The 20,321-nt window shown below is 62.9% G+C and carries 21 protein-coding genes; 3 read left to right on the plus strand and 18 right to left on the minus strand.

The genetic code is table 11. From position 1 onward, the window contains the following. Window positions 1-22 precede the first annotated feature (22 nt). The gene (locus WHJ28_RS11620; RefSeq protein WP_340042282.1) at window positions 23-1,240 is read left to right on the plus strand and encodes a molybdopterin molybdotransferase MoeA; all 1,218 of its coding nucleotides are present in this window, start codon (window positions 23-25) and stop codon (window positions 1,238-1,240) included. A 22-nt stretch (window positions 1,241-1,262) separates the two neighbouring features. Continuing rightward, window positions 1,263-3,170: a molybdopterin biosynthesis protein gene (locus WHJ28_RS11625; protein ID WP_340042283.1), complete on the plus strand. Its 1,908-nt coding sequence runs from the start codon at window positions 1,263-1,265 to the stop codon at window positions 3,168-3,170. Window positions 3,171-3,286: 116 nt separating this feature from the next. Here WHJ28_RS11625 and WHJ28_RS11630 read toward each other — a convergent pair whose 3' ends face one another. Continuing rightward, window positions 3,287-3,442, minus strand: a complete 156-nt coding sequence (locus WHJ28_RS11630) for a ribbon-helix-helix protein, CopG family (RefSeq protein ID WP_340042284.1) — start codon at window positions 3,440-3,442, stop codon at window positions 3,287-3,289. 90 nt (window positions 3,443-3,532) lie between these two features. Here WHJ28_RS11630 and WHJ28_RS11635 point away from each other — a divergent pair, with 90 nt between their 5' ends. Beyond that, window positions 3,533-3,730: a hypothetical protein gene (locus WHJ28_RS11635; protein WP_340042285.1), complete on the plus strand. Its 198-nt coding sequence runs from the start codon at window positions 3,533-3,535 to the stop codon at window positions 3,728-3,730. 88 nt (window positions 3,731-3,818) lie between these two features. Here the strand turns inward: WHJ28_RS11635 and aspS are convergent, their stop codons facing one another. From aspS to WHJ28_RS11720, 17 genes are all read right to left on the minus strand, one after another. Continuing rightward, complete coding sequence (gene aspS / locus WHJ28_RS11640; RefSeq protein WP_340042286.1) at window positions 3,819-5,612, minus strand: aspartate--tRNA ligase; 1,794 nt, start codon at window positions 5,610-5,612, stop codon at window positions 3,819-3,821. A gap of 191 nt (window positions 5,613-5,803) precedes the next feature. Continuing rightward, window positions 5,804-6,733 carry an S-layer homology domain-containing protein gene (locus tag WHJ28_RS11645; RefSeq protein WP_340042287.1) on the minus strand — a complete coding sequence of 310 codons (930 nt, stop codon included), beginning with the start codon at window positions 6,731-6,733 and terminating at the stop codon, window positions 5,804-5,806. Window positions 6,734-6,857: 124 nt separating this feature from the next. After that, window positions 6,858-8,219, minus strand: a complete 1,362-nt coding sequence (gene hisS / locus WHJ28_RS11650) for a histidine--tRNA ligase (protein WP_340042288.1) — start codon at window positions 8,217-8,219, stop codon at window positions 6,858-6,860. Between the two features lie 335 nt (window positions 8,220-8,554). After that, window positions 8,555-9,190, minus strand: coding sequence for a hypothetical protein (locus WHJ28_RS11655; protein WP_340042289.1), 636 nt, complete (start codon window positions 9,188-9,190; stop codon window positions 8,555-8,557). 257 nt (window positions 9,191-9,447) lie between these two features. Further along, entirely contained in the window at window positions 9,448-9,864 is a 417-nt protein-coding gene (locus tag WHJ28_RS11660) for a methylglyoxal synthase (protein ID WP_087187280.1), read from the minus strand. A 27-nt stretch (window positions 9,865-9,891) separates the two neighbouring features. Continuing rightward, window positions 9,892-10,635 carry a septum site-determining protein MinD gene (minD, locus tag WHJ28_RS11665; protein ID WP_340042290.1) on the minus strand — a complete coding sequence of 248 codons (744 nt, stop codon included), beginning with the start codon at window positions 10,633-10,635 and terminating at the stop codon, window positions 9,892-9,894. Between the two features lie 88 nt (window positions 10,636-10,723). Continuing rightward, window positions 10,724-11,485, minus strand: a complete 762-nt coding sequence (rsmG, locus tag WHJ28_RS11670; protein WP_340042291.1) for a 16S rRNA (guanine(527)-N(7))-methyltransferase RsmG — start codon at window positions 11,483-11,485, stop codon at window positions 10,724-10,726. Window positions 11,486-11,548: 63 nt separating this feature from the next. Continuing rightward, window positions 11,549-13,363: a WG repeat-containing protein gene (locus WHJ28_RS11675; protein ID WP_340042292.1), complete on the minus strand. Its 1,815-nt coding sequence runs from the start codon at window positions 13,361-13,363 to the stop codon at window positions 11,549-11,551. Between the two features lie 52 nt (window positions 13,364-13,415). After that, window positions 13,416-13,769, minus strand: a complete 354-nt coding sequence (locus WHJ28_RS11680) for a hypothetical protein (protein ID WP_340042293.1) — start codon at window positions 13,767-13,769, stop codon at window positions 13,416-13,418. Next, window positions 13,762-14,181 (minus strand): large-conductance mechanosensitive channel protein MscL, encoded by a 420-nt coding sequence (gene mscL / locus WHJ28_RS11685; protein WP_340042294.1) that lies wholly within the window; start codon window positions 14,179-14,181, stop codon window positions 13,762-13,764. The genes WHJ28_RS11680 and mscL overlap by 8 nt, the downstream gene beginning before the upstream one ends. A gap of 52 nt (window positions 14,182-14,233) precedes the next feature. Then, window positions 14,234-15,535 (minus strand): serine--tRNA ligase, encoded by a 1,302-nt coding sequence (serS, locus tag WHJ28_RS11690; RefSeq protein WP_340042295.1) that lies wholly within the window; start codon window positions 15,533-15,535, stop codon window positions 14,234-14,236. 164 nt (window positions 15,536-15,699) lie between these two features. Further along, window positions 15,700-16,251, minus strand: a complete 552-nt coding sequence (locus WHJ28_RS11695) for a hypothetical protein (protein ID WP_340042296.1) — start codon at window positions 16,249-16,251, stop codon at window positions 15,700-15,702. Then, window positions 16,248-17,138: a ParB/RepB/Spo0J family partition protein gene (locus tag WHJ28_RS11700; protein WP_340042297.1), complete on the minus strand. Its 891-nt coding sequence runs from the start codon at window positions 17,136-17,138 to the stop codon at window positions 16,248-16,250. Before WHJ28_RS11700 ends, WHJ28_RS11695 begins: the two co-directional genes overlap by 4 nt. A gap of 2 nt (window positions 17,139-17,140) precedes the next feature. After that, window positions 17,141-17,926: a ParA family protein gene (locus WHJ28_RS11705; RefSeq protein WP_340042298.1), complete on the minus strand. Its 786-nt coding sequence runs from the start codon at window positions 17,924-17,926 to the stop codon at window positions 17,141-17,143. A gap of 288 nt (window positions 17,927-18,214) precedes the next feature. Beyond that, window positions 18,215-19,021, minus strand: a complete 807-nt coding sequence (locus tag WHJ28_RS11710; RefSeq protein ID WP_340042299.1) for a ParB/RepB/Spo0J family partition protein — start codon at window positions 19,019-19,021, stop codon at window positions 18,215-18,217. A 102-nt stretch (window positions 19,022-19,123) separates the two neighbouring features. Beyond that, window positions 19,124-19,813, minus strand: coding sequence for a response regulator (locus tag WHJ28_RS11715; protein ID WP_340042300.1), 690 nt, complete (start codon window positions 19,811-19,813; stop codon window positions 19,124-19,126). Between the two features lie 3 nt (window positions 19,814-19,816). Beyond that, on the minus strand, window positions 19,817-20,173 hold the full coding sequence (locus tag WHJ28_RS11720) for a helix-turn-helix domain-containing protein (protein WP_340042301.1): 357 nt from the start codon (window positions 20,171-20,173) through the stop codon (window positions 19,817-19,819). Between the last annotated feature and the right edge of the window lie 148 nt (window positions 20,174-20,321).

The raw sequence follows: 20,321 nt of genomic DNA on the forward strand, positions 1-20,321 counted from the left end.
CCGCCGGGAAAGGAGGAGGACCATGCTCACCGTCATGACCCCTGAGGAACTTTTAACGCTGATCGGGAATGCCTTTGCCCCTCTGGACCGACCCCCGGAAAAGGTGGGGCTGTACAAGGCCCTGGGCCGGGTGCTGGCCCAGGATATCCGGGCCGCCCAATTTGTCCCCGGGTTTGACCGCTCCACCGTGGACGGCTACGCCCTGCGGGGGGCGGACACCTTCGGGTGCAGCGAGACCGTCCCCGCCCTGCTCACCTGTGCGGGGACGGTGGAGATGGGGAGGGAGCCCACCTTTGCCATCGGCCCCGGTCAGTGCGCCCCCATCCCCACCGGCGGGGCCCTGCCGGTGGGGGCGGACGCCGTCCAGATGGTAGAGCACACCGAGGACTACGGCGGCGGGGAGATCGGCATTGTGAAGAGCGTTCCCCCGGGGGCTAACCTGATCTTCAAGGGGGACGATGTGAAGCCGGGGGACCTGGTGCTGCATCAGGGCCGCAGGCTGGAGCCCCAGGACGTGGGGGCTTTGGCGGCCCTGGGGGTGACTCAGGTACCGGTAGTCCCCAGACTGCGGGTGGGGATCATCTCCACAGGGGACGAGCTGGCGCCCCCGGAGCAGGACCCCGGCCCCGGACAGGTGCGGGACGTGAACGGCCCTCTGGTGGCCGCTCTGCTGGCCCAGGCGGGGGCGGGGCCGGTGGCGCTGGGCATTGTCCCGGACCGGGAGGAACTGCTGAGAGAGGCGGTGGAGGGGGCTCTGGAGCGCTGTGACTGCGTGGTGCTGTCGGGAGGCAGCTCGGTGGGGGAGAAGGACGCCGCCTGCCGGGTAATGGCCTCTCTGGGAGAGGTGCTGTGCCACGGGGTGGCCATGAAACCGGGCAAGCCCACCCTGCTGGGCAGGGCGGGGGGCAAGCCCATCCTGGGCCTGCCCGGCCACCCGGCGGCCGCCCTGTTCACCGCAAAGCTCTTTCTTATCCCCCTGCTGGCCCGGCTGGAGGGGCGGACCTGGGCGGAGCGGAGGGTGTCCGCCCGGCTGGCCCAGACCGTCCCCGCCAACCACGGCAGGGCCCAGTATACCGGCGTCACTCTGGAGGAGAAGCCCGACGGGCTGTGGGCCAGTCCCATCTGGGGCAAGTCGGGGCTGATCACCACCCTGGCGGGAGCGGACGGCTTCTTCTGCGTCCCCCGGGACCGGGAGGGTATCCCGGCGGGGGAGACGGTGGAGGTGTCCCTCTTCGGGTAGTTTTGTATCAGGAGGCGTTTTTATGCCCTTTACCTATCTGACCAAGCTCCCCCTGGAGCAGGCGGAGGAGCGCTACCCCGCCTGGCTGGCGGAGGGGGGCTTTCAACCCAAAACCGAGACGGTGCCGGCGGCGCAATCGGCGGGCCGGGTGACTGCCCGGGCGGTCTACGCCACCCTGTGCGCCCCCCACTATCCCGCCTGCGCCATGGACGGCATCGCCGTGGCGGCGGCGGACACCTTCGGGGCCACCGAGACCACGCCCGTGACCCTGGAGCCCGATCAGTTCACCGTGGTGGATACCGGCGACCCCCTGCCGGAGGGGAAGGACGCCGTGGTGATGATCGAGGACGTGCTGTGGGAGGGGGAGAGGGCCATCCTCCATGAGGCCGCCGCCCCCTGGCAGCACATCCGGCAGATCGGGGAGGATGTGTGCGCCGGGGAGATGCTCCTCCCCGCCCATACCTCCATCACCCCCGCCGCCATCGGGGCCATGCTCGCCGGGGGCGTGCTGACGGTGGAGGTGTTCACCCGCCCGGTGGTGGGGATTATCCCCACCGGGGACGAGGTGGTGCCCCCCACCGATCACCCCCAGCCGGGGGATGTGCTGGAGTTCAACTCCTCCATCTTCTCCACCATGATCGGCGAGTGGGGGGGTCAGGCCAAGACCTACCCCATCGTGAAGGACAATCCGGAAGCCCTCACCGCCGCCCTCACGAAGGCTATCGAGGAGTGTGACCTGGTGGTGCTCAATGCCGGGTCGTCGGCGGGCCGGGAGGACTACTCCGCCGCCGTCATGGGCACGGTGGGGGAGGTGCTGTGCCACGGACTGGCCATCCGCCCCGGCAAGCCCGCCATTCTGGGCCGGAGCGGCCCGGTGCCCGTGCTGGGGGTGCCCGGCTACCCGGTCAGCGGGATTCTGGTGCTGGAGCACCTGCTCCGTCCCCTCATTGAACACTGCACCGGCAAAAAGGCCCCCGCCCGGGAACAGGCGGAGGCGGTGCTGGCCCGGCGGGTGGTGTCGGGGCTGAAATACCGGGAGTTTGTCCGGGTGCGGCTGGGCCAGGTGGGGGACAAGCTGGTGGCCTCCCCTCTGGACCGGGGAGCCGGGGTGGTGTCCTCCTTTATGAAGGCCGACGGCATCCTGGACATTCCCCAGGGCAAGGAGGGCATTGAGGCGGGGGAGACGGTGACCATTTCGCTCCTGCGGCCCCGGGAGGAGCTGGAGCGCACCCTGGTGATGATGGGCAGCCACGACCCCCTGCTGGACGAGGCGGCCGACCTGCTCCACCAGACCCACCCTGACTTGTACATGAGCTCCACCCACGTGGGCTCCATGGGAGGCATTATGGCCCTCCGCCGGGGAGAGGCCCACGGGGCGGGGTGCCACCTGCTGGACGAGGCCGACGGCAGCTACAACACCGCCTATCTGGAACAGTATTTTCCTAACGGGGGCGTGTATCAGGTGGAGTGCGTGGGCCGCGCCCAGGGGCTGATGGTGGCCAAGGGCAATCCACTGGGGCTGAAGGGCTTTGGGGACATCGCCAAGCGCGGCCTGCGGTACGTCAACCGGCAGAAGGGCTCCGGCACCCGCATTCTGGCCGACTACCTGTGCCGGAAGGAGGGCATCCACCCTGCCGCCGTGTACGGCTACGACCGGGAGGAGCTGACCCACACCTCGGTGGCCGCCCAGATCGCTTCCGGTACCGCCGACGCGGGCATGGGCATCCTGTCCGCCGCCCGGCTGTATGACCTGGACTTTCTGCCGGTGTGCGTGGAGCAGTACGACCTGCTCATCCCCGACGACGCCTGGGATACCCCGGTGGTACGGGCTTTGCTGGAGGTGCTGCAAAGCCCGGCCTTCCGGGAACGGCTGGAACAGCTGGGGGGCTATACCCTGGACCGGCCCGGCCGGGTGCGGCGGCATTTTTGACAATCGGTTTTCCATAGTGGCCGGTGTCCCCCACAGCCCGTTCTGTGCAGACCGCCGGCACAAAAAAGCCGCCCGTGGGGGCGGGCAGATCTGCCCGCCCCCACGGGCGTGAACGTTTAATCGGGCTTGTGTTCCAGGGCCTCCAGATGGGCCCGGAGCACCAGATTGATATAGCTGGACAGGGAGCGGTCCTGCGCCTCGGCCAGCTTTTGTATTTTTTCAATAACAGGCTGATCTAATGTGATGCTGACACTTTTCTTTAAGGGTTTCACAGTACCACCTCTATCTTGGATGATACTATGATTTACGATTTCATTTTGACTTATAGTGTTTTATCGTGTAAAATAGTGGTGGTGATAGAGATGTATACAAACGGATTTGAAGAGGCCTTTTCCAACTTCCTGGACCGGCACGAATATGATGAGGCGGAAAACTACTTATTTTCCATGGTGCGCCTGGCCTTTGCGGCGGGCTGGAAGGCGGCGGGCGGCCAGCCGCCCAAGGCAGAGCGGATATTTGAACTGATCCTTCCCACCAATGCGGAACCCCCAAAGGGGTGAGCAAGCGGCGGGCGACCATAAAGGCCGCCCCTACAGGCAAGAAAACGGCCCCCATCGGTTTTTCCGATGGGGGCCGTTCTGTTTGGGTTTATTCCTCGTCCTCGTGCTTGGTGCACACGATGTTCAGCTCGTTGAGCTGGGCGTCGGTGACGAAAGAGGGAGCGCCCATCATCAGGTCCTGGGCGTTCTTGTTCATGGGGAAGGGGATGATCTCACGGATGGAGTCCTCGCCGGCCAGCAGCATGACCATGCGGTCCACGCCGGGGGCGATACCAGCGTGAGGGGGCGCGCCGTAGGTAAAGGCGTTGTACATGGCGGGGAACTTGGCCTTCACGTCCTCCTCGCCCAGCCGCACCAGCTGGAAGGCCTCGATCATGATCTCGGGGTCGTGGTTCCGCACCGCGCCGGAGGACAGCTCCACGCCGTTGCACACCAGGTCGTACTGGAAGGCGGTGATGCTGAGGGGGTCCACCTCCCCGGCAGCGGCCTTCTTCAGGATCTCCAGGCCGCCGTTGGGCATGGAGAAGGGGTTGTGGCAGAACTCCAGCTCGCCGGACTCCTCGCCGATCTCGTACATGGGGAAGTCCACGATCCAGCAGAACTCGTAGCGCTCCTTATCCATGTGGTTGGGGCAGAAGTTACCCAGCTTGGAGCGGAGCACGCCGGCGGTCTTCTGAGCGGTCAGCAGCTTGCCGGCGGTGAGGCCCACGAAGCAGCCGGGCTCCAGGCCCAGGGCGGACACCACGGCGTCCTTGATGGGCTGGACGAACTTGGCGATGCCACCCACGATCTCGCCCTTCTCATCGTAGCGGAACCAGTAGGCCTTGTTGCCGGACTGGACCTCCACCTCGTTGCAGATGCCGTCGATCTGCTTGCGGGTGCCCTCAAAGCCGGACACCACGATGGCCTTGACGGTGTTGCCCTCGAAGGGACCGAAGCCGCAGTTTGCCAGCACCTCGGTGGCGTCGGTGACGGTCAGGTCGATCCGCAGGTCGGGCTTGTCGGAGCCGTACTTGTCCATGGCCTCCAGATAGGAGATGCGGCGGAAGGGGGCCTCAGAGGCCACATTGTAGGTGCCGTACTGGGCGAAGATGGGGGGGAGCACCTGCTCCAGAACGGCGAACACGTCCTCCTGACCGGCAAAGGCCATCTCCATGTCCAGCTGGTAGAACTCGCCGGGGGAGCGGTCGCCGCGGGCGTCCTCGTCCCGGAAGCAGGGGGCGATCTGGAAGTACTTGTCGAAGCCGGAGGCCATCAGCAGCTGCTTGAACTGCTGGGGAGCCTGAGGCAGGGCGTAGAACTTGCCGGGATGCTTCCGGCTGGGCACCAGGTAGTCACGGGCGCCCTCGGGGGAGGAGGCGGTCAGAATGGGGGTGGTGATCTCCATAAAGCCCTGGGCGGTCATGGCCTGCCGCAGGGCGGCTACCACCTGGGAGCGGAGGATGATGTTGTTCTTGACGGTGGGGTTGCGGAGATCCAGGTAGCGGTACTTCAGACGCTGGGTCTCGTCGGCCTCACGGCTGCGGCTGACCTGGAAGGGCAGCTCGTTGTGGCGGCAGCGGCCCAGCACCTCGATCTTCTCGGGCACCACCTCAATGTCGCCGGTGGGCAGCTTGGGGTTCTTGGAGTCACGCTCCCGCACCACGCCGGTGACGGCGATGGTGGACTCCTTGTTCAGGGCCTTGATGGTCTTGACCATCTCCTCGGTCTCGGCCACCACCTGGGTGGTGCCGTAGAAGTCCCGCAGGACGGCGAAACCCAGGCTGGCGCCCACCTCACGGAAGTTCTCCAGGAAGCCCGCCAGGGTGACGGTCTGGCCTACCTGCTCCATGCGGAGCTCCCCACAGGTGTGGGTGCGGTAGGCGGTTTTGACATTAGCCATGTGAAATCAACTCCAGATTGTAATATATAATAGTAAAAATACAAATGGGACACAAAAGAAGGGCCGGACGATAATAGCTTCCCCCCAGTGGGGGGAAGCTGTCAGCCGCAGGCTGACTGATGAGGGGGCCCTGCTTGCCTACTCCCCCTCATCCGGCCCTCCGGGCCACCTTCCCCCCAGCGGGGGGAAGGTCAGCTGCGCAGGTCGATGACCTTGCTGTAGTACACCTGCACGTCGAAGTTCTTGTACGCTTCGGTGCCCTCCTTGGCGGTGACGCCGAAGTGGGTGAGGGCGGTGTTCTTCACGTAGTCCAGGAAGGTGACCCCGTCCACGGTGTTGAACCAGTTGAACTCCATGCCCTGGGCGGCGCAGTCGGCCTCCAGGCCGTCGATGAGGCTCTGCACATAGGGCAGGTAGGCCCCGGCGGTGGTGCCGTTGGTAAAGAGCACGTCAGAGGGCTTGAGACCGGCGGCGGTGAAGGGGGTGTAGTCGGCAGGGGTGAAGGTCTGGCGCAGGTCGGTGCGGGCCACACGGGCCACCATGGCGGCGGTCTCCGCACGGGTCAGGCTGTTATTGGCAGCAAAGGTGCCCCAGTTGTCCACGCCGGTGAGGATGCCCGCGTTGTAGAAGCGCAGCACCGCCTCATCCTTGGTGTCGGGCAGGGTGGTGATGGTGTTGATGGGGGAGAGCATCTCCTCAGGCACCACAGCGGCCAGAATGGACACAAACTCCTGACGGGTGGCCTGCTTGGTGGGGTCGGGCACGTCAATACCCAGATCCTCCAGATACTTCACATAGGAGAAGTACCAGGGCAGGGTCTCGCCGGGCTTGGGAGTGGCCATGGGGATAGGGTCTCCGGTGATGGCCTCGTTCATGCGGGCGGCGATGGTGGCCACCTCGCCCACGGTGAGGATCTGGAAGGGGGCAAAGGCGTGGCCCGTGCCCTGCATCAGTCCCACCTCGGCGCAGATGCGGGCGGGATCTTCGTACCAGGAACCGGCCTCCACATCAATGAAGCCGGGGTAGTCGTTGACCTTGGGGAAGGCCTCCTCGGGGGCGATGGCGGCGGCGGAGCCCACCAGCAGGGCGGCGGACAGAATCAGAGCGGCAAGCTTTTTCATGGAACATTCCTCCTAATTAGATCCAAAAGGGGCAGATCCCCTCATCCGGCCCTACGGGCCACCTTCCCCCCTCAGGGGGGAAGGTCTTTTCCCTATAGACGATGGGGAAGGGGGAAAGTTCCATTCAGTCCTTGTCCCGGATGGGAGCGCCGGCGGACCGGGCGGTCAGACCGGCCTGGGCCAGAGCCACCGCCTCAGCGGGAGTCACGGTCTGCTGCTCACCGGTGGTCAGGTCCTTCACAGTCACCTTGCCCTGCGCGATCTCGTCCTCACCCAGAAAGGCGGCGTAGGGGATGGACAGCTTGTCGGCGTAGGACAGCTTCTGCTTGAACTTTTTGTTCTCGGTGTACAGCTGAGTGCGGATGCCCTCCTTTCGCAGTGCCGTGGCCAGGGCGATGGCGGGGGAGAGGTCCTCCGTCATGGGCAGCACCAGCACGTCGGCGGGGGAGGTGACCATTTGGTCGTTCAGATACCCCTGCTCCTCCAGCACATAGAAAAGGCGGGTCAGGCCGATGGAGATGCCCACGCCGGGGAGCTGTTTGCTGGTGTAATACTCCGCCAGGTTGTCGTACCGCCCGCCGGAGCAGATGGAGCCAATCTCCGGGTGATCCAGCATGGTGGTCTCGTACACGGTGCCGGTGTAGTAATCGAGGCCCCGGGCGATGGTCAAGTCCACGGCAAAGTGGTCCTCAGGCACGCCGAAGGCGGAGAGGTACTTTACCACGGTGGTTAGCTCATCCAGACCCTGGTCAAAGATCTGATTTTTTCCCCGCTCCAGCTCCAGCACCTGGAGCTTTCGGGCGGTATCGCCGGTAATGGTAATAAAATGCAGTACGGCCAGGGCCTGCTCCTCGCTCAGGCCGTTCTCCTGGAGGAGCAGCTGGCGCACCTTCTCGGGGCCAATTTTGTCCAGCTTGTCCACAGTGCGCATAATGTCCGCCGACTTCTCTGTAAGGCCCAGCATGGCGTAAAAGCCAGTGAGAATCTTCCGGTTGTTCACCCGGATCTGGAAGCGGCGCAGGCCCAGGGCCGTAAAAGTTTTATAGATGATGGCGGGGATCTCGGCCTCATTGGTGATGTCCAGCTTGCCGTCGCCGATGACGTCGATATCAGCCTGGTAGAACTCCCGGAACCGTCCCCGCTGGGCGCGCTCGCCCCGGTACACCTTGCCGATCTGGAACCGGCGGAAGGGGAAGGTGAGCTCGTTCTGGTGGAGGGCCACATACTTGGCCAGCGGCACGGTCAGGTCAAAGCGGAGGGACAGGTCGCTGTCGCCTTTGGTGAAGCGGTAGATCTGCTTCTCGGTCTCGCCGCCGCCCTTGGCCAGCAGCACCTCGCTGGCCTCGATGGCCGGGGTGTCCAGGGGGGTGAAGCCGTAGAGGGAGTAGCTTTTGCGGAGGATGTCCACCATCCGGTCGAACTGCACCTGACGGGCAGGCAGCAATTCCATAAAGCCGGACAATGTTCTGGGTTTGATCTGGGCCATAGTAATGCTCCTTTGTATTGTAACATTTGAGATTTTGGCTCGGTGAGGGCGGATGTCCGCAAAAAGGCGCTCTCGTCCCTTGTCACGGGACGAAAGCGCCTGCTTTCGTGGTGCCACCCATGTTCGGCGCTCAAAAAGCGCCCTCTGGCCTTCTGTTGCGGGAAGGGGACCGCGCCCGTCTCCGGGCCCGCTGGTGGAGCCGTCTCCCGGCCGCCTGCCGCGGGTCCTTCCAGCCAGGGGACCCTTCTCTGGTGCGGCGGTGTGAGCGGTACTTGCTCCGTCATTGCGGTTTCAGCTCTTACGATATTATCCCGAAAAGGGGGAAAAGTCAATCCTTATTCCGTTTCCGGTACCAAAAATACGCTGCCGCAGTTGCCGGTGGGATCTCCATCCACCATTTCAATGGATACGGCGGGGTTTTCACTGGTCAGGATCATGCCTTCATCGGTGGTGAGGATGGGCCAGCAGGCCAGCGTATAGTCCTCTCCCTGGGCATATGTGGTAATATCAGCGGTATAGTGGAAAGAGCCGTCCTCCTGTGTGGCCTCATCCCGGGTCATATCCATCAGGGCCAGCTGTGCGCCGGAGCTGTCGGTAAGTCGGAGAGCCAAGGAGGCAATATCGCCGGGCTGTGATACCGGAGTATTCTCCTCTGGCATCAAATAGAGATGAATGAGCACCTGTCCGTCAGGCAGGTCGGGCCAGTAGGAGCCGTGCTGCCAGGAAGACATACCGCAGATGCCCCTGGTCAGGGAGACCGGCGCGGGGACCAGCTCATTGCGCAGATCTTCCAGGTTTTCTGAGGCCAGGCGGATCTGGTCCCTGTTGCTTTGGATGCTGGCTTCCGCTTGGTCCAACTGCTGGCGCAGCGCATCTACCTCAGAGCGCAGGCTGTGAATTTGAAAAAGGAGAAGAAGCAAAATGACAGCCACGGCCAGACAGGACAGGGGGATAATGACACGTTGTTTCATCTTTACCTCCTTTTTAAGCAAAACGGGCGACCCACAGGGGCCGCCCGTCTGAATCACGCGGTAAAAGGCTTGGTCTTGGGATTGATGATGTCGCGCCAGTCCAAATCGCCCCGCGCCCCACCCGATGGTTCCCATCGTGCGGGGACCCCAGTCATTTCAAATGCGGCCGCCGGAAGTGAATTCCGTCGGCCTTCGGCGGCATGAGCCGCCGCGCCGCCGTGGGCGGCGTGCTGGAGCGGGGCGGAAAAGCTCCAATATCACGCGGTAAAGGGCTTGGTCTTGGGATTGATGATATCGCGCCAGTCCAGATCGCCCCGCTCCAGGCCGTGGATGAGCATCTCGGCGGTAGCCACGTTGGTGGCCACGGGGATGTTGTACTGGTCGCACAGGCGGGTGATATACTTCAGATCCGCGTCCAGATCGCTGGACTGGGGATCGGAGAAGAAGAGCACCATATCGATCTCGTTATAGGCGATGCGGGCGCCGATCTGCTGGCTGCCGCCGTGCTCATGGGACAGGAAGAGCTGGACGGGCAGACCGGTAGCTTCCGCCACCAGACGCCCTGTTGTGTTGGTGGCGCAGATCGTGTGCTTGGACAGGATGCCGCAGTACGCAATACAGAATTGCACCATCAGCTCTTTCTTTCGATCGTGGCTCATCAACGCAATATTCATACTACACCTTCTCTTCCTTTCGAGATATCAGGCTCGCAGCTTCATCAGCGGGACCTTTTGTCCCGTCAGCCGCTTGGCAATGTTTAAGTAGGCGATGGCGGCTCCCCGGCTGGCGCACAGGATGAGGGGCTCTCCCCGGTTGGCGCTGAGGATGACCTGGGGGTCCTCCGGCACGATACCCAGCAGGGGCAGACCGGCGGTATCCATGGCGTCGTCAATGGTGGTGTGGAGCCGCCGCAGGATCTTGGGCTGCACCCGGTTGACCACCAGGTGGAGCTGGGGCAGCTGCTTGCGCAGCACCGACACGGTGCGCTGTGCGTCCCGCAGGGCGGAGGAATCGGTGGTGGAGACCACGATGGCCCGGTCCGCGGCGCAGCAGGCCAGCTGGAAGCCCTCGCCCAGTCCGGCGGGGGAGTCCATCAAAATATAGTCGTACTTCTGCTTGGCCTGGCGGACCAGATCCCGCATGGCATACTCGCTGAGGGGTTCGTCGGGCAGGTTCACCGGCGCGGTGATCAGGTTCAGACCCTGGATCACCGGGTGGGCGACCGCCGCCCGCTCCAGCGGACAGCGCCCGCAGAGCACGTCGGTAAAGTCCATCAGGGTTCGGTCACTGAGGCCCAGATTCAGGTCCAGATTACGCAGTCCGATGTCCATATCGATGCACAGGACCTGATGCCCCAGAGCGGCCAGGCAGGAGCCTACGCCGCCGGTGAGGGAGGTCTTTCCTGTGCCGCCCTTCCCTGAAGTGATAACGATTGCTGTGGACATAGGTTCACTCCCGACATATAAGATTAGAATAACACATTATTTCGTCAGACGCAATGCTTAACTTAGTCATATATGCACAAAATCTCCCTTAAAGGGGGGTTTTCTGCATTCTGGCCCACCGGCGGGGATAGCCCTTGGGGGTGGGGGAGACCTTCTCCACCACCACTACCCGGTGGGTGACCCCGGTGCCGGGGATCTCGTAGTCCACTCGGGGCAGCAGACGGCCCCCCAGCTTGGCAATGGCCCGGGCCGCCCGGTCCACCTCGTCGGCGCTGTCCACGCTCTTCATGGCCAGGAACTTGCCGCCTACCTTTACATAGGGCAGGCACAGCTCGCTGAGCACCTCCAGAGAGGCCACCGCCCGGGACACGGCGAAGTCAAAGCTGTCCCGGAAGCCCTCCTGATGGGCCTGCTCCTCCCCACGGGCGTGGAGACAGGTGATTTTGTCAAGCGAAAGAGCTTTACAGACAGTTTCCAACCAGTTGACCCGCTTGCCCAGACTGTCCAGCAGGGTGACCGTCAGAGAGGGCTCCAGGATCTTCAGGGGCATACCAGGGAATCCGGCGCCGGTGCCCACGTCAATGAGGGTCTTGTCTTTGAAGTCCTCGCCGATGGTGAGCAGGGCGGCGCAGTCCAGGAAGTGGAGGTCCACCACCTGGTCGGGATCGGTGATGGCGGTCAGATTCATGACCTGATTCTGCTCCAGCAGCATGGCGCCGTATTGGGCCAGGGCTTCCGCGCCTCCCGGCGTATGAATGCTCAGGGTATCCAGTCCCTGCTGAATGCGGGGCAGCTGGGCGTCCAGACGGAAGGATGTGGAAGTCTGGGTGGTGTTTTTCTCGTCGGCCATGGATTTGACTCCTTTTTCAGATACTTTTCCCCAAAGAGGGGAGGGGATGTGGAAAACCGGCCCTTACTTCAGGGTGATCCGGTAGGTGGCGCCGTCCATACCCACGAAAGCCTGTCCGTTTTCATCCACCGGTCCGGTCCAGTCGAAGATCTGGGGGGTGACGGGCTGGAAGTTCCGGTCCAGGTAGTAGGTGCCGCAGCGGAAGTAGTTTCCGGTGAGGGTGATGTTCTGGCCCTTATAGGAAGAGGCAGCGTCAGGCACGGCGGAGCCGTCGGCGGTAAGCCACTGGCCGGAGTCGCTGTAGAACCAGGGGCCGCCCCGGTGCTCCAGTCGGGACTGGGTGCAGGGGATGACCAGCTTGCCGGTAGTGTCGATGACGCCCCAGCCGCCCTCCTGCTTGACGGCGGCGTAGCCGTCACGGAAGTATTTGACCTCGATGTACTGGGCAGGGATGACCCAGTCGCCCTTGGTGTTCACAAAGCCATACAGCCGGGCGCTCTCATCCAGGCAGGGGGCCAGACCGTCGCTGAGCACATCCCAATGGCCGCCGCCGGTGAGGGTGGCAATGGAGGCGCCGGTCCGGTCATGGAGGACGGGATCGGCCCCGTAGGAGGGCTGGCTGATAAACAAACCGTCTCCCAGCAGCTTGCAGGACCAGTTGGGCGTAAAGGGAACGGCGGCCCAGTCCTTGGTGCTGTCCATCACGGCGTAGCTATCGTCGGCGGCCTGCATCATCACCAGACCGTCCTCGTTGGCGTCCAGGAACACCATGCCCTTCTCCGGGGTATACCAGGTGCCGTCGGCACGGTACAGGGCCCAGTGGTCCTCGTAGGTCACGGGGAGCAGGGAGGAGGTGGACCAGCTGCCGTCGGCCTTACCGCCCTTCAGATCCAGGGCGGTAAGGGTATAGCGGCTGTCGTCCACCGTTTTAAGGGTGAACTCCTGGCGCAGCTCCGGCCGGATGAGCCGGGCCGCCATGGTGGCCATCTCCGCCCGGCTCAGGGTGCCGTTGGCACGGAAAGTGCCGTAGTCGTCGGTGCCGGTGAGGATGCCCGCCTGATAGAAGGGGAGGACCACATCCTTGGTCTCCTCGGTGGCGTCAGGGAAGTCGGTGATGTCGTTGATGGGCTCCAGCAGGTCGCCGGACACCAGGCTGAGCAGCTTCACAAAGTCCAGCCGGGTGGCGGTTTCGCCCAGGCCGTTAATCTGGTCGGGACCGGTATGGAGCACCGTCTCCAGATAGTAGGCGGTGTTTCGGCTCCAGCTGCCGGGGGCGGGCCGCCACAGGGCGTCCCACAGATCATCGTAATACTGCTGGTAGTTCTGACTGTGGAAGTCAGGCTGGAAGTAGAAGGGCGGCTTCCAGCTCTGCGCCTGCCAGTTAAGGGTGCCAGTGTAGTTTGTGCCGTTGAGGGTAAGGGTGACGGTCTGGCCTTCGGCTGCCTTCCAGCTTTCATCCAGATTGAAACAGAGCTGGAGACTCTTTTCATCCAGCCAGAAGCCGGTGTTGCTGTTTTCCTGGAGACCGACGGAAGTGCCGTCGGCCCGGGTGAGGACGATCTGACCCCACTCCGCGGGCGCTTCAGGCAGGGTGCCGTCCCCGCCGTTCAGAATATGGTGGATGCGCCCGGCCAGGGTGGCCGCCTCGCCGATGGTGACGGAGCGGCTGGGGGAGAAGTTTCCGTTGCCGGTGCCGTTGAGCAGGCCGGTGACGTAGCACAGACCGGCGGCGTCGGTATACCAGCTGCCGCTGGCCACGTCTGCGAAGGACGCGGGTTCCCGTACAGCGGGGAAGGAGTCCTCCACGCCGGTTTGGGCGGCCAGGACGGGTGTTACAAGCAGAGAGCCGGTCAAAAGCAGGGAAAGCAGTCGTTTCATAGCGCTTACCTCCGTTTCACGGTGGGACGTAAGGTCCCGGGGCTTGTTCCATTCAGATACCGAAATTGGCCAGCAGGGGAGGGACGCCCAGCACCAGGCTTACCACAAAGCCCACGGCGCAGAGTACCGCCAGAATGGCCATGGACACCTTCCGGGAATAGGTGCTGTCCGGGTGCCGGGCCAGATAGAGGGAGATGGCAAAGATACCGGCGATGCCGGGGCAGGCGAAGAGGGGGGCGATGCCGGTGAGGTATTTGCCTCCATTGAAGAAGGGGTAGAGGTTGAGGATCACAAAGCCCACCATATACACGATGCCCACCCAGGCCATGATGCGCTTCACCGGGGAGGCGGGAACGTAGGGCTCCCGCTCCTCCCGGCTGGTGTTGTTGTCGGGCCGGTCAGTCATGGTTCTGCTCCTTCAGCAGGTCACGGATCTCCGTGAGCAGCTGCTCCTGGGTGGTGAGCACCGGCTCTGCCGGAGCGGTCTCGGCGGCCTCCTCCTTCTTGCGGTGGAAACGGTTGATGCCCTTCACCAGGCAGAAGATGACGAAGGCCATAATGAGGAAGTTGACCACCGCCTGGATAAAGCTGCCGAAGGCAATGGTGGCGCCCCCCACCTGGAAGGTGAGGGCGGCAAAGGTGGACTCGCCGATGAACAGGCCCACGAAGGGCATGAGGATGTCGTTGGTCAGGGAATCCACGATGGACTTGAAGGCGCCGCCGATGATGACGCCCACGGCCAGATCCATCACGTTGCCACGGGCGATGAACTTGCGGAACTCGGCCATAAAGCCTTTGGTTTTCTCTTTTGCGGACATTTGGTACTCCTTTATTCTATGCGGGCGGCCACAAGGGCCGCCCCTGCGTTCATTAGTGCTTGGGCACCAGCACTTCCTTGCCGCCCATGTAGGGGCGCAGGACGGCAGGGATCTTCACGCTGCCGTCGGCCTGGAGGTTGTTCTCCAGGAAGGCGATGAGCATACGGGGAGGAGCCACCACGGTGTTGTTCAGGGTGTGGGGCAGGTAGGTGCCCTTCTCGCCCTTGACGCGCATCTTCAGGCGGCGGGCCTGGGCGTCGCCCAGGTTGGAGCAGGAGCACACCTCGAAGTACTTCTGCTGACGGGGAGACCAGGCCTCGATGTCGCAGGACTTGACCTTCAGGTCGGCCAGGTCGCCGGAGCAGCACTCCAGCTGACGGACGGGGATGTCCAGGGAGCGGAAGAGCTCCACGGAGTAGCGCCACATCTGCTCATACCAGTGCATGGAGTCCTCGGGCTTACAGACAACCACCATCTCCTGCTTCTCAAACTGGTGGATGCGGTACACGCCCCGCTCCTCGATGCCGTGAGCGCCCTTCTCCTTGCGGAAGCAGGGGGAGTAGGAGGTGAGGGTCTGGGGCAGCTTCTCCTCGGGGATGATCTGGTCAATGAACTTGCCGATCATGGAGTGCTCGGAGGTGCCGATCAGATACAGATCCTCGCCCTCGATCTTGTACATCATGGCGTCCATCTCGGTCTGGGACATAACGCCCTCCACCACGTTGCCGTGGATCATGAAGGGGGGCACGCAGAAGGTGAAGCCCTTGTCGATCATAAAGTCCCGGGCGTAGGCCAGCACAGCCTCGTGGAGGCGGGCGATGTCACCCATCAGATAGTAGAAGCCGTTGCCGGACACACGACCGGCGGCGTCCATGTCGATGCCGTCAAAGGACTCCATGATCTGGGTATGGTAGGGGATCTCATAGTCGGGGGTGACGGGCTCCCCGAAGCGCTGGACCTCCACGTTGCAGGAGTCGTCAGGGCCGATGGGCACGGAGGGGTCGATGATGTTGGGGATGACCAGCATGATCTTGCGGATCTCCTCAGCCAGCTCGGTCTCCCGGTTCTCCAGGAAGGCCAGACGGTCGGCGTCTGCCTTGACCTCGGCCTTCAGAGCCTCGGCCTCGGCCAGCTTGGAGGGGTCCTTCTTGGACTGGCCCATCAGCACGCCCACCTGCTTGCTCTTGGCGTTGCGGGCGGTACGCAGATCCTGGGCCTCCTGGATGGTCTTGCGGTTCTCAGCGTCCAGGGCGATGACCTGGTCCACCAGGGGCAGCTTCTCCTCCTGGAACTTCTTCTTGATGTTTTCCTTGACGATCTCGGGGTTCTCACGGACAAACTTGATATCCAGCATGGTGTATTCAACCTTTCTGATGTGTGATAGGGAAGGGAAGGCAGGCGGCTTTTGGACGCCTGCCGTTTCACGTGAAACAATGTGCGGGACAGAATGTTGTGACAGGTGGCCCGAGTCTTCTGCTCGGCTGCCATGTCTTCGGTAAGTTGGCCATTACATCCCGTTTAATACAGGGCTTCGTAGATCTCCTGATAGCGGTCGTAGGGGGAGAAGCGGCCGTTGTCGGTAATGCTCTCCTTGGGCAGGTACTGGGGCAGCTCTTCGCCCATCTCCTCAATAAGGCCGCGGGCCTGGGTATAGCGGCCCCGGCTATAGGCTTCGTTGATCTGCCAGAACCAGTCCATGGCCTGGGTGCTCTTGGTCAGCGCCTCATGCTCCTGCTCCAGCGCCTCCAGGCGGTCCTCCTGTTCCCGGATGGTCTGCTGGTTGTCGGAGACAGCGGATTGCAGATCTTCCACCTGCTTGGTCAGCGCTTCATTCTGGGCAATGGTATTTTGCAGGGACTGGGTGGCGGAGTTAGAAGTCTCCTGCAGGTTGTCGATGGCCTCCTGATTGGCCCGGCGCTGCATGAGGAAGGACATGAGCAGCAGCAGGAAGGCCGCTGCGAACAGGATCATCAGATAGAAGAGCACTGGGTTGCGCTTGGCGGGCTTTTCATGCTCGGCCTCGTGCTGGAGGCGGCTGCGCTCCTGCTTCTCGGGATCGGGTTTGCTCAAAGGTCGGCACCTCCCTGATTGGAGGAGGGCAGCTGTTCCAGCAGGTCCAGCAGCGTGTTCAGATCCTCCGGATTATAGTATTCCAGTTCTATTTTACCCTTTTTCCTGCCGCTGATAATGTTGACCTTGCGGCCAAACCGGGCGGCCAGGGATTTTTCCGCTGCCCGCAGGTAAATGGACAGGTCGGGGCCGGGCGGGGGAGAGGGGGGCTCCTTTTCGCCGGCCGCCAGCCGCTTGGCCAGGGCTTCGGTCTGCCGGACCGACAGGTCCTCGGCAATGACCTTCTGGGCCAGCTTCTTTTGCAGCTCGCCGGTGGGGGCGGCCAGAATGGCCCGGGCGTGTCCGGCGGACAGCTTGCCCTCCTCCAGCAGCTGGTGGACGGGATCGGGGAGAGCCAGAAGACGCAGGGCGTTGGCCACTGCCGGGCGGGATTTGCCCACCCGCTGGGCCACCTCCTCCTGGGTGAGGCCGTACTCGTCCATCAGGACTTTGTAGCCGTTGGCCTCTTCCACCGGGTTCAGGTCCTCCCGCTGGAGGTTTTCAATGAGGCCCAGCTCCATGACCTTCCGGTCGTCGGCCTCGATGATGACGGCGGGAATTTCGGTGAGGCCCGCGATTTTGGCGGCCCGCCACCGGCGCTCGCCGGCGATGATCTGATAGTAGCCGGAGGCCAGCCGCCGCACGGTCAGGGGCTGAATGACCCCGTGGGTGCGGATGGAGTCGGCCAGATCCTGGAGGGATTCCTCGTCGAACCGCTTCCGGGGCTGCTTCAGGCCGGGTTCCACTTGGGAGATGGGGAGGGAGAGGGAACCACCCTCCTGGGACTGGAGGGCGGCGTCGCCCAGCAGCGCGCCCAGGCCTCTGCCCAGGCCGCGTTCCAATGCCATGGTCATTCGCTCCTTTCTTCCCGGGTAATGGAAAATTGGTTGTGTTCCAGCAGCTCGGCCGCCAGGGCTCCATAGGCCTCGGCCCCCCGGGAATAGGGGTCATAGGCCTGCACCGGCTTGCCAAAGCTGGGGGCCTCGGACAGGCGGACGTTGCGGGGGATCACCGTGGCGTATACCTGACCGGGGAAGTGGCGCTTGACCTCCTCCGCCACCTGCATGGACAGATTGGTCCGCCCATCGTACATGGTGAGGACCACTCCTTCCAGTCCGATCCTGGGGTTGAGGGACCGCTTGACGATGCGGATGGTGGACAGCAGATCGCTCAGTCCTTCCAGGGCGTAGTACTCACACTGCACCGGTACCAGCACGGAATCGGCGGCGCACAGAGCGTTGAGGGTGAGCAGCTCCAGAGAGGGGGGACAGTCAATGAAGATATAGTCATAGTCTCCGTCCAGAGCATCCAGAGCGTTTTTCAGCAGATATTCCCGGTGGTCGGCAGTGATCATCTCCACGGTGGCGCCTGCCAGGGATTTGTTGGCGGGGATCACGTCCACGTAGGGAGTGGATACCACAGCTTTGCGGACGTCGGTGCCGTTGAGGAGCACATCGTAGATGTTGGGGGAGATGGTCTTGTCCACACCAAAGCCGGAGGTGGTATTGGCCTGGGGGTCAAAGTCGCAGACCAGTACCCGCTGGTCCAGCTTTTTCAGGGCGGCGGCCAGGTTGACGCAGGTGGTGGTTTTGCCCACCCCGCCCTTCTGATTTACAATAGCGATGGTTTTTGCCATAGCGCACCTGCCTTTTTCTTGTAAAGGTTCAGGTTCTATTATATCCCCTTGCCTGACGCAATTCAACAGCAAAAGAAAAAGAATGGTTGTTTCACTGTTTCACGCCGCAGCGTAAAGAAAATGTGCCGGTGGCACATTTTTTAGCGTAGGTCGCCGCAGCTGTGCTGGCGCGAGGGCACTATGCAAAAAGAGAGTGTGTGTTTCACGTGAAACAAGCTGGAAATGTCAAACAGAAAAAGACCGGATGTTTCACGTGAAACATCCGGCAAAAGATAAGAGAGGGAAAGGCTATGATTTGGGAATGGTAATGGTCAGCTGGATGGAGTCCGCCGTCTCCTGACGTTTGCAGTTGGCGTTCACCCCGGCGCTCTTCATGATGGACAGCCCCCGGGTGACCGTATTGAGGAAGAGCCGCACATCCTTAATAATAAAGGCGGGCTTCTTTCGGGCAGGCTTGTCCGGGGCGGGGTGAAGGAGCTCCTCCACATATTGCTCGGTCTTGGCTACCGTCAGGCCTTCCTCCGCCACATAGCGGGCAGCCGCCTCCTGGGCGGCGGGGTCCTCCAGCTTGAGGAGGGCCCGGGCGTGGCGCTCGGTGCAGCCGTGTTCCCGCAGGACCGACAGGGCGGCAGGGGGGAGCCGCAGCAGCCGCAGCTTGTTGGCCACGGCGGACTGGGACTTGCCCACCCGCTTGGCGGCCTCCTCCTGGGAGAGGCGGTAGGTCTGAATGAGAGAGGACAGGGCGGCGGCCTCCTCCACAAAGTCCAGGTCCCGGCGCTGCAAATTCTCCACCAGGGCCAGCAGGGAGGACTCCTGCCCGTCCACACTGACAATAATGCAGGGCACTTCGGTCAGCCCCGCCAGCTTGGAGGCCCGCAGACGGCGTTCTCCCGACACCAGCTCCAGCCCGGTGCTTGTCCGGCGCACTGACAGGGGCTGGAGCACCCCGTGCTCCTGAATGCTGGCCGCCAATTCCTCCAGCCCATCCTGGGCAAAGACCTTTCTGGGCTGGGCCGGATTGGGGGAAATAGCGGAAATGGGCATAAACTGGACCCGATTGCTTTCAAACAGGCCCTTTCGACGTAGCAGCGGCATAAAAGCGCCTCCTTCGCGGTGGTAAGTAGTTGGTCTGACTATAGATTACCATATTTTTCCGCAAAAGAGGCCTAACAGCGTCGAATGGGAAATATTTTCCATTTACCCGCCTTCCCGGTCCAGGGCCTGGGCCAGGCGGCGGAGAAAGATCAGATTGCTGGGCCGCTGGGGCGGCAGGCCGCCCATCAGGTCTATGTAAGCTGGGCGAGGGGCGGCGTGGAGCTTGTCCACCATGGAGCGGATGTTCTTTTCCACGCTGCCGTAACAGGTGTGCTGACTGGCAATGGTGGGGGCGTAGGCCTCCTTCAGCAGGGCGCTGGGGCACTGATGAAGGACCACGGCGGCCCGTGCCGCTGCCTCCATGCCCAGGCCGGAGGCGCCCATGGAGTCCAGCAGCTCCATAGCCTGACGCTCCAGAGGCGCGCCGCAGAGGAACTGGAGCAGCTCCGGCAGGGCCTGGACGTTCACCGGCTTAACCAGATAATAGCTGGCCCCCAGGGAGAGGGCGCACTTTATCACCCCCTGGTGAGAGATTTGGGAGGTGACCACCACCACAGGGCCATCCCGCCGCCGGCCCATGGTCCGCAGCACCCCCAGCCCGTCCAGGCCGGGCATCACCAGGTCCAGCAGCACCGCGTCGGGCCGCAGCTGCTCCATGAGGGCCAGGCACTCCAGCCCGTCGGCGGCCACGCCGCACAGGGAGAGTCCGGGCAGCCGGGGCAGGGCTTCTCCCAGCAGCCGCCGGGCGGCAGGATCGTCCTCCGCCACCAGCACCCGAATGTGGGCGGCCATGGTTTAGTCCTCCGGCCCCATGGCCTCCGCCGCCTTCAGGGCCAGCAGAAGCATATGGGCCGCCAATTCCCGGTCCAGGGGAGAGGTCTGGCGCAGATGGCGCTCCAGCCGGTCCACCGCCGGGTCCTCCGGCAGGGTGCCGTGGGCCAGAAAGTCCAGCCCCACCCCCAGTACCTGACTCATCTCTACAAAAATAGACATAGACATACACTTTTTTCCCTGTTCAATGTCGCTGACGTACTGAGCTGTGATACCCAGCCGCTCGGCCAGCTGCTCCCGGCTCATATCCAGCTGAGCCCGGCAGTTCCACACCCGTGTGCCCACTTCGCCCAGCCACCGCTTTTTCTCCTGTTTTTCCACAGCAGCCACCCCGCATATCAAAGGTTATCCCAACTATAGATATAGGGTGTCACAACTCAGTATTTTTACAAGAAATAATCGTTTCAAATCAAATAACAATAGTTGAAAACAAAAGAAAAACGCAGCAGCCGGGACAAAGCCGGGCTGC

The sequence above is a fragment of the Flavonifractor porci genome (assembly GCF_037572415.1).
In the GTDB taxonomy this organism is placed as follows: Bacteria; Bacillota; Clostridia; order Oscillospirales; family Oscillospiraceae; genus Flavonifractor; species Flavonifractor porci.

Bases quoted from the DNA above. Each gene is read 5' to 3' on its own strand.
- WHJ28_RS11700 (WP_340042297.1), bottom strand. From the start codon at position 17,138: ATGGCATTGGAACGCGGCCTGGGCAGAGGCCTGGGCGCGCTGCTGGGC.
- WHJ28_RS11645 (WP_340042287.1), bottom strand. From the start codon at position 6,733: ATGAAAAAGCTTGCCGCTCTGATTCTGTCCGCCGCCCTGCTGGTGGGC.
- mscL (WP_340042294.1), bottom strand. From the start codon at position 14,181: ATGTCCGCAAAAGAGAAAACCAAAGGCTTTATGGCCGAGTTCCGCAAG.
- WHJ28_RS11715 (WP_340042300.1), bottom strand. From the start codon at position 19,813: ATGGCCGCCCACATTCGGGTGCTGGTGGCGGAGGACGATCCTGCCGCC.
- WHJ28_RS11680 (WP_340042293.1), bottom strand. From the start codon at position 13,769: ATGACTGACCGGCCCGACAACAACACCAGCCGGGAGGAGCGGGAGCCC.
- WHJ28_RS11655 (WP_340042289.1), bottom strand. From the start codon at position 9,190: ATGAAACAACGTGTCATTATCCCCCTGTCCTGTCTGGCCGTGGCTGTC.
- WHJ28_RS11660 (WP_087187280.1), bottom strand. From the start codon at position 9,864: ATGAATATTGCGTTGATGAGCCACGATCGAAAGAAAGAGCTGATGGTG.
- WHJ28_RS11625 (WP_340042283.1), top strand. From the start codon at position 1,263: ATGCCCTTTACCTATCTGACCAAGCTCCCCCTGGAGCAGGCGGAGGAG.
- aspS (WP_340042286.1), bottom strand. From the start codon at position 5,612: ATGGCTAATGTCAAAACCGCCTACCGCACCCACACCTGTGGGGAGCTC.
- WHJ28_RS11675 (WP_340042292.1), bottom strand. From the start codon at position 13,363: ATGAAACGACTGCTTTCCCTGCTTTTGACCGGCTCTCTGCTTGTAACA.
- rsmG (WP_340042291.1), bottom strand. From the start codon at position 11,485: ATGGCCGACGAGAAAAACACCACCCAGACTTCCACATCCTTCCGTCTG.
- WHJ28_RS11635 (WP_340042285.1), top strand. From the start codon at position 3,533: ATGTATACAAACGGATTTGAAGAGGCCTTTTCCAACTTCCTGGACCGG.
- minD (WP_340042290.1), bottom strand. From the start codon at position 10,635: ATGTCCACAGCAATCGTTATCACTTCAGGGAAGGGCGGCACAGGAAAG.
- WHJ28_RS11710 (WP_340042299.1), bottom strand. From the start codon at position 19,021: ATGCCGCTGCTACGTCGAAAGGGCCTGTTTGAAAGCAATCGGGTCCAG.
- WHJ28_RS11620 (WP_340042282.1), top strand. From the start codon at position 23: ATGCTCACCGTCATGACCCCTGAGGAACTTTTAACGCTGATCGGGAAT.
- WHJ28_RS11705 (WP_340042298.1), bottom strand. From the start codon at position 17,926: ATGGCAAAAACCATCGCTATTGTAAATCAGAAGGGCGGGGTGGGCAAA.
- hisS (WP_340042288.1), bottom strand. From the start codon at position 8,219: ATGGCCCAGATCAAACCCAGAACATTGTCCGGCTTTATGGAATTGCTG.
- serS (WP_340042295.1), bottom strand. From the start codon at position 15,535: ATGCTGGATATCAAGTTTGTCCGTGAGAACCCCGAGATCGTCAAGGAA.